Here is a 7,776-nt window from a genome sequence, read left to right on the forward strand (position 1 = left end):
GGGGCGCAGCGGTGTTCCCGCGTTGCGCCGGAAGTTCTCAAGTCCCTGCGGCGTCGAATGCTGCGGATGTGTCACGGATGGTGCCCGTCCTCTGGCGCCGGCTGGCCGCTTGCCGCGGCCGCGCAATTTGTTAGAATTCAATCATTATGTTCGGATCGTTTCATATTGAAGTGTAAACTGTCAAGGGTGCAACAATTGTTTGCCGAGGGCCACGAGCAGGACGGGATACAGGAACGAGTGGTTGGAAGCGCTGGGCGCGATGCTGAAGCGCGGGGGCGTGCTGAGACTGCGCTACGCCGCCGGGCAGCTCGGCGTCTCCGAGATGACGATCCGCCGCGACGTAACCCAAACCAGGGATCGTTTCACCTGCCTTGGTGGCTATATCGTCGGCGTGCTCGACGGCCCGGCGGGCGCCGACTACTCGCTGGCACGGGAAAGCGACAGTCACGCGACCGCGAAAGCGGCGGCCTGCAGTTGGAAAAACTGAAATCTCGAGCTTGCGGCAGAGGTCGGCTAGGCCTCGTGTGCATCGAGCTTCGAACGCGACGGCTGGCCCTGCTTGCGCGCTTCCATCTCGCCGGTCTCGCGACAGCGGCGATACCAGTTCCCGGCCGTCGACATCCCGACCCGGAAGCGCCGTGCAGCCTCCCGTGTCGAAACCCCTTCTTCAATTGCCGCAATCACTCGCCCGCGAAGGTCAGCACTCAGGCACCTCGTCATCATCACCTCCTCCCAAATCAGCAGCAGAAGTGAATCAGACATGGCCTCCCGCGTGAATCCCTAAAACGGAATGTCTTCGGCGCAACCGCGACCTTTAGCGTGGTGGCCGGCAGCTTAGGGGCCGCAAGCGGACCGGCGGCTTCCGGTCGACAGGATGCGAAAGCAGACGTGTACAAAGACCTCGTTCGCCAGGACAACAATCGTGGCAGGTACAGTTTGGGGCTCGCCTTTCACCGGTTGACGCGATCCGCCGCAGTGAAAGCGTTCATTCGGAAAAGGGAATTCCGGTGTCGGCCAAGTGTTAACACGCCGGCTGCACGCCCCTGACGGACGACGTCTATGTCACGAGCCTGCCAGGTTGTGTGTGACTTATGTCAACCGAGATTCGTAGAACGTCCTTGAATTGGGTTGCGTTTTCTTGAGGCTGCGAACTCTCGGGATTTCGTCAGGGAATCAGTTTTGCCAGGCGCCTTGCGGAACCGAGGGCGAGCGTCCAGCCGAGCATGCCGTGCCCCGCATTGATGTAGAGACCGCGCATCCTGCGGGAAGGAGCTATGATCGGTCGGGAGGGATGGCGTCATGGGGCGCTCGCCAGACCAAGGGACTTCTTCGGACGGCCGCTCAAAGCAGGCGGGCAAGACGGCACTGGCAGCTTCCCGCAGGACGCCGAACCGATCCGCGTCGAAGCCGGTGCCAGACTGCTCGATGTCGGCAAGCCCGGCAACGCGGAACCGTTCGCCGAACGTTGCAAAGGCGATCTTAAGCTTCACATCCGTCAAGCTGACGTGCGGCGCGCCCTCCCTCCATGGCACGGTCAGAGAATAGCCTCGCACGGGTTGGATTTCGCCTGCTTCGGGCAAATCGGCGACCAGGGTGTGGATCAACGGTCCCGCCGTGACGACTGCTGCGTCGACGACAAGCGGATCGCAGTCGGCAAACCGCACAGCCGAAAGCCGCCCCTTGCGCTGCTCAAATCCGGCCACCCTGCGCCCAAAGCGTGTCGAGACCTGGCACGTGGCCTCCATGAAATCCGTCAACTGACGGCAAAAGGCGGCTGCATCGCCCAGCGCGTCGCCGGGCGTGTAAACGGCGCCCGCGATGTCTCCCTGGTAGGTCTTCAGGGCCGGCTCCACGTCTTCGGCCTCCTGCCGCGATAGGAGACGTTGGTCGAAGCCAAGCTGCCGCTTCCGCTCGACGGTCGGCCGACTTGCGGCAAGGCGTTCCGCATCGGGATGGAGATGCAGATTGCCGGCGACGCGATAGTCGAAGGCTATTTTCGTCTCCGACAGCAGCTTCGCCATTTCCTGGCGTGATTCATCTGCCAGCCGCAGAATTTCGCTTGTATTGTTCCACCAGCGCCGGGCCGGCATGTTCGCCATGAAACGCAGCCCCCAAATCAAGAAATCAGGGTCGAGCCGCCAGCGGACCCGGAAAGCCGGATCGCGACCGGAGATGATGGCGGGCAGATGCTTCAACAGCGCAGGCGAGGCCATGGCGTCGCCATAGGCCCAGGAAAGCTGGGCGGCATTGCCGGCGCTCGCTCCACAACCCGGCTGAGGTGCCGCATCAGTCAGCACCACCTCATGATTGGTTCGCGCCAGAAGATACGCTGACGCGACCCCGACGACGCCTGCTCCGATGACCGCAATCCGCATGGCCTTAGTCCCTTGCGCCACAGAGAACCGCGGTCAGTTCGATTTCAACGGGTACACCCGTGCCAATGACGCCACACCGATGGCGATCCGAGCGTGCGGCCAGGATTCGGGAAATACCTCGCGCAAGCAGTTCAGGTGCGCTCGCCAACCCAGTGCTGGCCACTGTGGAAAGCGACGTGGCCGGGGCCGTGCTGCAAGCAGCCATAGACGCGTCGGACCGGCTTCACTAACAGGCAGGCTCCGACGCCGTTGCCCTCGCTCAGGTAGCTTGACTGCCTTGGCACCAATCATCGAAGTGTCGCTATGATCGGTGCGCCGCACATATGATCGCGCCGGATATTGGCGCTCCGCGTGCGCTCGAACACGAGGCGGTCGTCATGAAACGCCTCGATCCGCTCCGAGATGATCCATTCGGTATCGGTGCAGGATAGCGACGAGACCGAATGGGTTCGCACCCGCCACCCACGCCCGGACCTTCCGCCGGCATCGGATTCCGTCGTAATTGTAAGGTTGGCTCTACGACGACAACGCTTCGCGGATGGCCCTGACCGCCGCGAGCGCGGTGCGGGTGCGCGTGGTGCTTACGAATTCGGGCCAACTCGACAGGATGACGGCGGCGAAGTCGGCCTCCGGGTCGATATAGATCAGCTGCCCGAAGACGCCGCGCGCCATGTAGGCGCGGCGTTTGCTGTCCTCGATCCAGAACTGGTTGTGATAGGCCCCCTCCGGCAGGACCTCGTGATAGACGCCGCCGAAAAGTTCCGCCCGGGCCCCGGTCCGCGTTTCCTCGATCCAGGCGGAGGGAACGATGCGCCGGCCGTTGATCTCGCCGCCGCCCAGATGCAGCAGGGCAAAGCGCGCATAGTCGCGCAGGGTCGCGTTGAAGCCGCCGTCGCCGAGCGCGTAGCCCGCCGGGTCGACCGTGAAATAGGCGTCTTCCTCCGCCCCCATCGGCGCCCACAATTCGCGGCTCACCAGTTCGGCGAGTGGTGTTGCTGTGGCTCGCTGCAGGACGAAGGACAAAATGTCCGTCTCGATCGAGCGATAGCGGAAGGAGGCGCCGTGCGCGCACTCGGCTTCCTTCAGCGACAGGATCAGTGCCCAGACATTCGACGGCCAGTTCGGGTCCCGGCGCTCCTTCCAGCCGCAGGCGGCGTCCATCTGTGCCATATGGGAATCGAGCGCGGTGTAGGTCTCGTCGAAAACGACGCCGCTGGTCATGTCCAGCACATGCTGCACCGTCGCGCCGCGATAGGCGGTTGCCTCGAGTTCCGGCAGGTACTGGGTGACGGGCGCGGCCGGGTCGACCAGGCCGCGTCCGATCAGGATGCCCGCCACCGTGCCGACCACCGACTTCGCGACCGACTGCGACAGATGCGGCGTGCGCGGCGTCATGCCGTTCAGATAGCGCTCCGCGATCACCTTGCCGCGATGGAGCACCAGCATGCCGTCATTGTAACTCGAGTCCAGGAAGCCGCCGATCGTGTCGCGTCCGCCGTCCGGCTCGAAACCGATCGCGTCGATGTCCTGCAAGTTTTCTGGCAGCGGGCTCGCTGGCCCTTGCCCGCGCCAGACCTGCGTCGTCGGCACCAGGTCGCGCACATGCTGGAAGGTCCAGCGGTTCCACGGTGCGCGGTCCCAGTCCTGCCGCGGGATGATCGCTGCTCCCGGCTGGGTCGGGTCGCGGAACGGGGGAATGCTGGTCATCGCTTGATATCTTTCGCTTCGTTTCATTCTGAGGTCGCAAGCGTCTCAATCCTTCCGGCGCAGATAGCTGCCGCCCACGAACTCGCCGAACAGGTTGCCCATGTCGCTCATCATCGCGAAGTTGCGCTTGGCCTTCGGCCCGAGCCTGGTCGCCACCGCATCGATCATCAGGTTGAGGACAACGCTCAGGCTGGCCGTCGAATCCCAGAACGTCTTCACATGCGTGTGCGCCTCGAACACGAAACGCGTATAGGCAAAGGCCCAGTGGCTGAACTTGTCGGTGACGATGATGAGCGGCATTTCCATCGACTTCAGCTTTTCGGCCAGCTTTATGCCGCGGGCTGCATAGGCGGCGGTGTCCACCATCACCACCAGGCTCTGCTTTGGATCCGCGCAGATGATTTCGCCGAAGGTGCCGCTCGCATTGTCGACGAAAATGACGTTCGGCCGGGCCCAGAGGAGGCGGCTGGCAAAATCCAACGCAAGGCCCTTGGATCCCTGAAAGCCGACGACGTAGACGGTGTGCGCCTTGGCGAGTTCGCTCGCGGCTTCGTCCCATATGTCGGTCGTGGTCAGCGCATAGGCCTTGACGATGGCGTCCAGCTCGAGGCGCAGGCTTTCCTGCAGCGCCTGCTGCTGGCCTTCGTGCATCTGGAACCGCGCCATGTAGTCGTCGATGTCGCTGTCCTTTTCGGCAACCGAGACGCGCAGCCGGTTCTTGAGGTCGCGCAGATTCTCGAAGCCGAGGCCGCGAACGAAGCGCGACACGGTCATCTCGCTGACACCGACCGCCTGCGCGATGCTGCTGCCTGTCTCGAAAGGCAGCGTCTGGATGTTGTCGAGCATGTAGGCGGCCAGGCTCTGCTCGGACGGCGAGAAATCGGGCATGCGCGCGCGAAGGATCGCCTCGAGGTCGATCTTCTCCTCGCTGCCGTTCGGCTCCTTCCCGCCTTTGCCGTTCCGCGCTTTAGCCAAGATATCTGCTCCTAGAAGTTGCCGGCATGCACAGCCGGCCGGCCCTGCCCCCAAATGCCCGGGCCGCTCGCCAACTCTTCTTCCAGTTGCCGCGCAACCGCAAGCAGCAGATCTTCCCGCCCGAAGCGGGCCACAAGCTGGATGCCGATCGGTAGGCCAGCCTGGCTACGCCCAAGGGGAAGTGAAATCGCCGGTTGCCCCGTGGCGTTGAACAGCGCGGTAAAGGTTTCCTTCGGCGCCAGATCGTCGAACACGCCGTCTGCGTCGATGCCGGGCCGGTTGGGATCGAAGGTGCCGATCGGCTCCGGCACGATGGTGGCGGTCGGCGTCAGCAGCAGATCGTAGCCGGCTAAAACGCGGCCGACCTGGCGCGTCACCTGGTCGTAGATCGCAAGCGCGTCGATGAGCTGTGCGGCGCTGAGGCCCAGTCCCCATCGGTAGAGACCAAGCACGGTCGCGCCCAGCATGTCCTCAAGGTTGCGGTTCATCGTCTTCGCCATCGCCGGCATGTCGGCGGCGGCATCCGCGGCCCAGATGATTTTCTGCGCCTCGAGGAAGACGCCATAGTCGAAGCTCGGAGACGATTCCTCGACGTGGTGCCCGAAGGAGGCGAGCCGCTCGGCCACGGATCTGGTGGCCGCCGCGACCTCGGGGTCGATCCGCGCGCCCGACCAGGATTGCGTGCAGAGCGCGATGCGCAGCTCCTTCGGCGCCCTTTGGATGGCCTCCAGATAGGTGCCTTCGGGCGGCGCGATTTCGTAGCCGTCGCCGGCATCTGGGCCATGGCAGAGGTCGAGCAGCGCGGCCGTGTCGCGTACCGAGCGGGTCAGCATGAAGGACGTCGCGAGCCCGAGCAGCGGCGCGTTGGCATTCGGCGACCCGGTGACGCGGCCGCGCGACGGCTTCAGGCCGACCAGGCCGCAGAACGAAGCCGGGTTGCGGATCGAGCCGCCGCCGTCGCTGCCCTGCGCGAAAGGAACGATGCCGGCCGCGACTGCTGCTGCAGCGCCGCCGCTCGACCCAGCAACGCCGCGTGCAGGATCCCAGGGGTTGCGGGTCGCGCCATAGAGAGGCGACTCGGTGGTGGCGGGCACGCCAAACTCCGAACTTGTCGTGCGGCCGACATTGACGAGCCCGCCTTCGCGCAGCCGCTCCCAGTAGACGGCGTCGGAGCTTGCGCGGAAACCCTGGGCAAGCCGGCTGCCGAATTCGGCCGGGCGGCCCGCCTCGATCGGAAAATCCTTGGTCAGAGTGGGAGTGCCATGGAAAGGACCGTCGGAAGCGGTCTCCGGCAGAGCCTTCAGCGCATCGGGGTAGAGTTCGATGACCGCATTGAGGGTCCGATTGACCGCCGCAACGGCCTGCTCGACGCAATGACCGAGTTCCCTCGGCGTGACTTCGCCCCTGGCAAGCAGCTGGGCAAGGCCGGTCCCGTCATAGGTGACATATTCATCGAGTCGCATTGTTCCCAACCGATAAAGAGATGGACGCGGGGTTTACGGGCGCCAGCTGGGCCAGCGATCCGACGAGTTCCTGCGTGTAGGGGTCTTGCGGGGCGGAAAGCACCTGACGAGCCGGCCCGTTTTCAACAATACGGCCGCCCTTGAAGACATAGACGCGCTGGCAGATGCCGCTGACGACGGAGAGATCGTGGGAAATGTAGAGCAGCGTCAGCGCGCGCTCCCGTTGCAGCCGAAGCAGCAGTTCGAGGATCTGCGCCTGGGTGGTGACGTCAAGCGCCGAGGTGATTTCGTCGGCGATCAACAATTGCGGCTTGAGCGCTAGTGCCCGCGCAAGCCCGACGCGCTGGCACTGCCCGCCTGAAAGCTGGCGTGGCCTGCGGTCGCGCAAGCCGCGCGGCAACTCGACCATTTCCAGCAGTTCGTCTGCCTGCATCTGCGCCGTCCTGCGGTCGGCAAGGCCATGCCGCCAGATCGGCTCGGCCACGGCCTCCGCGATCGTCATGCGCGGGTTGAGCGAGTCATAGGGGTTCTGGAACACCATTTGCACGCGCCGGCGAAAAGCCGTGAGCGCATCGCCGCCGAGGTCATGGACATCCTGTCCGTCGAGGCGGATCGCCCCGCTGCTCGGCTTGTTCTGGCGAATGATCGCGCGGGCCAACGTGCTCTTGCCCGAGCCGCTTTCGCCGACGATGCCGACCGTCTCGCCGGCCGCGATCTGCAGGTCGATGCCATCGAGGGCACGGAATGACTCGCTCTTGCCTCCAAGACCGCCGATCAGGTCGCGGCGGACGGGGAAGGACACGGACAGCTTTTCGACGCTGAGCAGCGGCGCGGCCTTTTCGGGCTCCGCCTTCCCGCCGGGATAGGTTTTGCGGCTCGGCTGGGAATCGACCAGCAGCCTCGTGTAGGGGTGCTGCGGCCGGTTGATGACATCGTCGATCGGCCCTTGCTCCACCACCTCGCCGCCCCGCATCACCACCACGCGCGAACAGATGTCGGCGACGACGCCGAGATCGTGCGAAATGAGGATGATCGCCAGCCCCCTTTCGCGGTTGAGGTCCTTCAGCAGCTTGAGGATGCGGGCCTGCACGGTGACGTCGAGCGCAGTCGTCGGCTCGTCGGCGATCAGCAGCTTCGGCCCGCAGCCGATGGCGGCGGCGATCATGGCGCGCTGCTTCATGCCGCCGGAGAATTCGTGCGGGTAGGAACGGGCGCGCTGTTCCGGTTCGCGGATGCCGACATCGTCGAGCAACTGG

General features: G+C 64.6%; 6 protein-coding genes and 1 pseudogene. 1 reads left to right on the plus strand and 6 read right to left on the minus strand.

The window, feature by feature from the left end; genetic code table 11:
• Positions 1-241 precede the first annotated feature (241 nt).
• Complete coding sequence (locus ABLE85_RS23020) at positions 242-487, plus strand: DeoR family transcriptional regulator (RefSeq protein ID WP_348795040.1); 246 nt, start codon at positions 242-244, stop codon at positions 485-487.
• Between the two features lie 26 nt (positions 488-513).
• Here ABLE85_RS23020 and ABLE85_RS23025 read toward each other — a convergent pair whose 3' ends face one another.
• The 6 genes and pseudogenes from ABLE85_RS23025 to ABLE85_RS23050 all read right to left on the minus strand — a co-directional run.
• A complete protein-coding gene (locus ABLE85_RS23025) occupies positions 514-762 on the minus strand; it encodes a helix-turn-helix domain-containing protein (RefSeq protein WP_348795041.1) in 249 nt (82 codons plus the stop codon).
• A 403-nt stretch (positions 763-1,165) separates the two neighbouring features.
• Positions 1,166-2,375, minus strand: a pseudogene (locus ABLE85_RS23030) (FAD-dependent oxidoreductase).
• Between the two features lie 516 nt (positions 2,376-2,891).
• Positions 2,892-4,082 carry a serine hydrolase gene (locus tag ABLE85_RS23035; protein ID WP_348795042.1) on the minus strand — a complete coding sequence of 397 codons (1,191 nt, stop codon included), beginning with the start codon at positions 4,080-4,082 and terminating at the stop codon, positions 2,892-2,894.
• A 45-nt stretch (positions 4,083-4,127) separates the two neighbouring features.
• Positions 4,128-5,057 (minus strand): MurR/RpiR family transcriptional regulator, encoded by a 930-nt coding sequence (locus tag ABLE85_RS23040; protein WP_348795043.1) that lies wholly within the window; start codon positions 5,055-5,057, stop codon positions 4,128-4,130.
• 11 nt (positions 5,058-5,068) lie between these two features.
• The gene (locus ABLE85_RS23045) at positions 5,069-6,520 is read right to left on the minus strand and encodes an amidase (protein WP_348795044.1); all 1,452 of its coding nucleotides are present in this window, start codon (positions 6,518-6,520) and stop codon (positions 5,069-5,071) included.
• Positions 6,507-7,776 (minus strand): ABC transporter ATP-binding protein (locus ABLE85_RS23050; RefSeq protein ID WP_348795045.1); only part of this gene is annotated, 1,270 nt, incomplete at its 5' end. The genes ABLE85_RS23050 and ABLE85_RS23045, both read right to left, overlap by 14 nt.

It is taken from the genome of Mesorhizobium sp. KR1-2, assembly GCF_040045035.1.
Classification (GTDB): Bacteria; Pseudomonadota; Alphaproteobacteria; order Rhizobiales; family Rhizobiaceae; genus Pseudaminobacter.

What these genes read in the sequence shown, in the direction of transcription:
- ABLE85_RS23035 (WP_348795042.1), bottom strand. Translation starts at nt 4,082, where the DNA reads ATGACCAGCATTCCCCCGTTCCGCGACCCGACCCAGCCGGGAGCAGCG.
- ABLE85_RS23025 (WP_348795041.1), bottom strand. Translation starts at nt 762, where the DNA reads ATGTCTGATTCACTTCTGCTGCTGATTTGGGAGGAGGTGATGATGACG.
- ABLE85_RS23045 (WP_348795044.1), bottom strand. Translation starts at nt 6,520, where the DNA reads ATGCGACTCGATGAATATGTCACCTATGACGGGACCGGCCTTGCCCAG.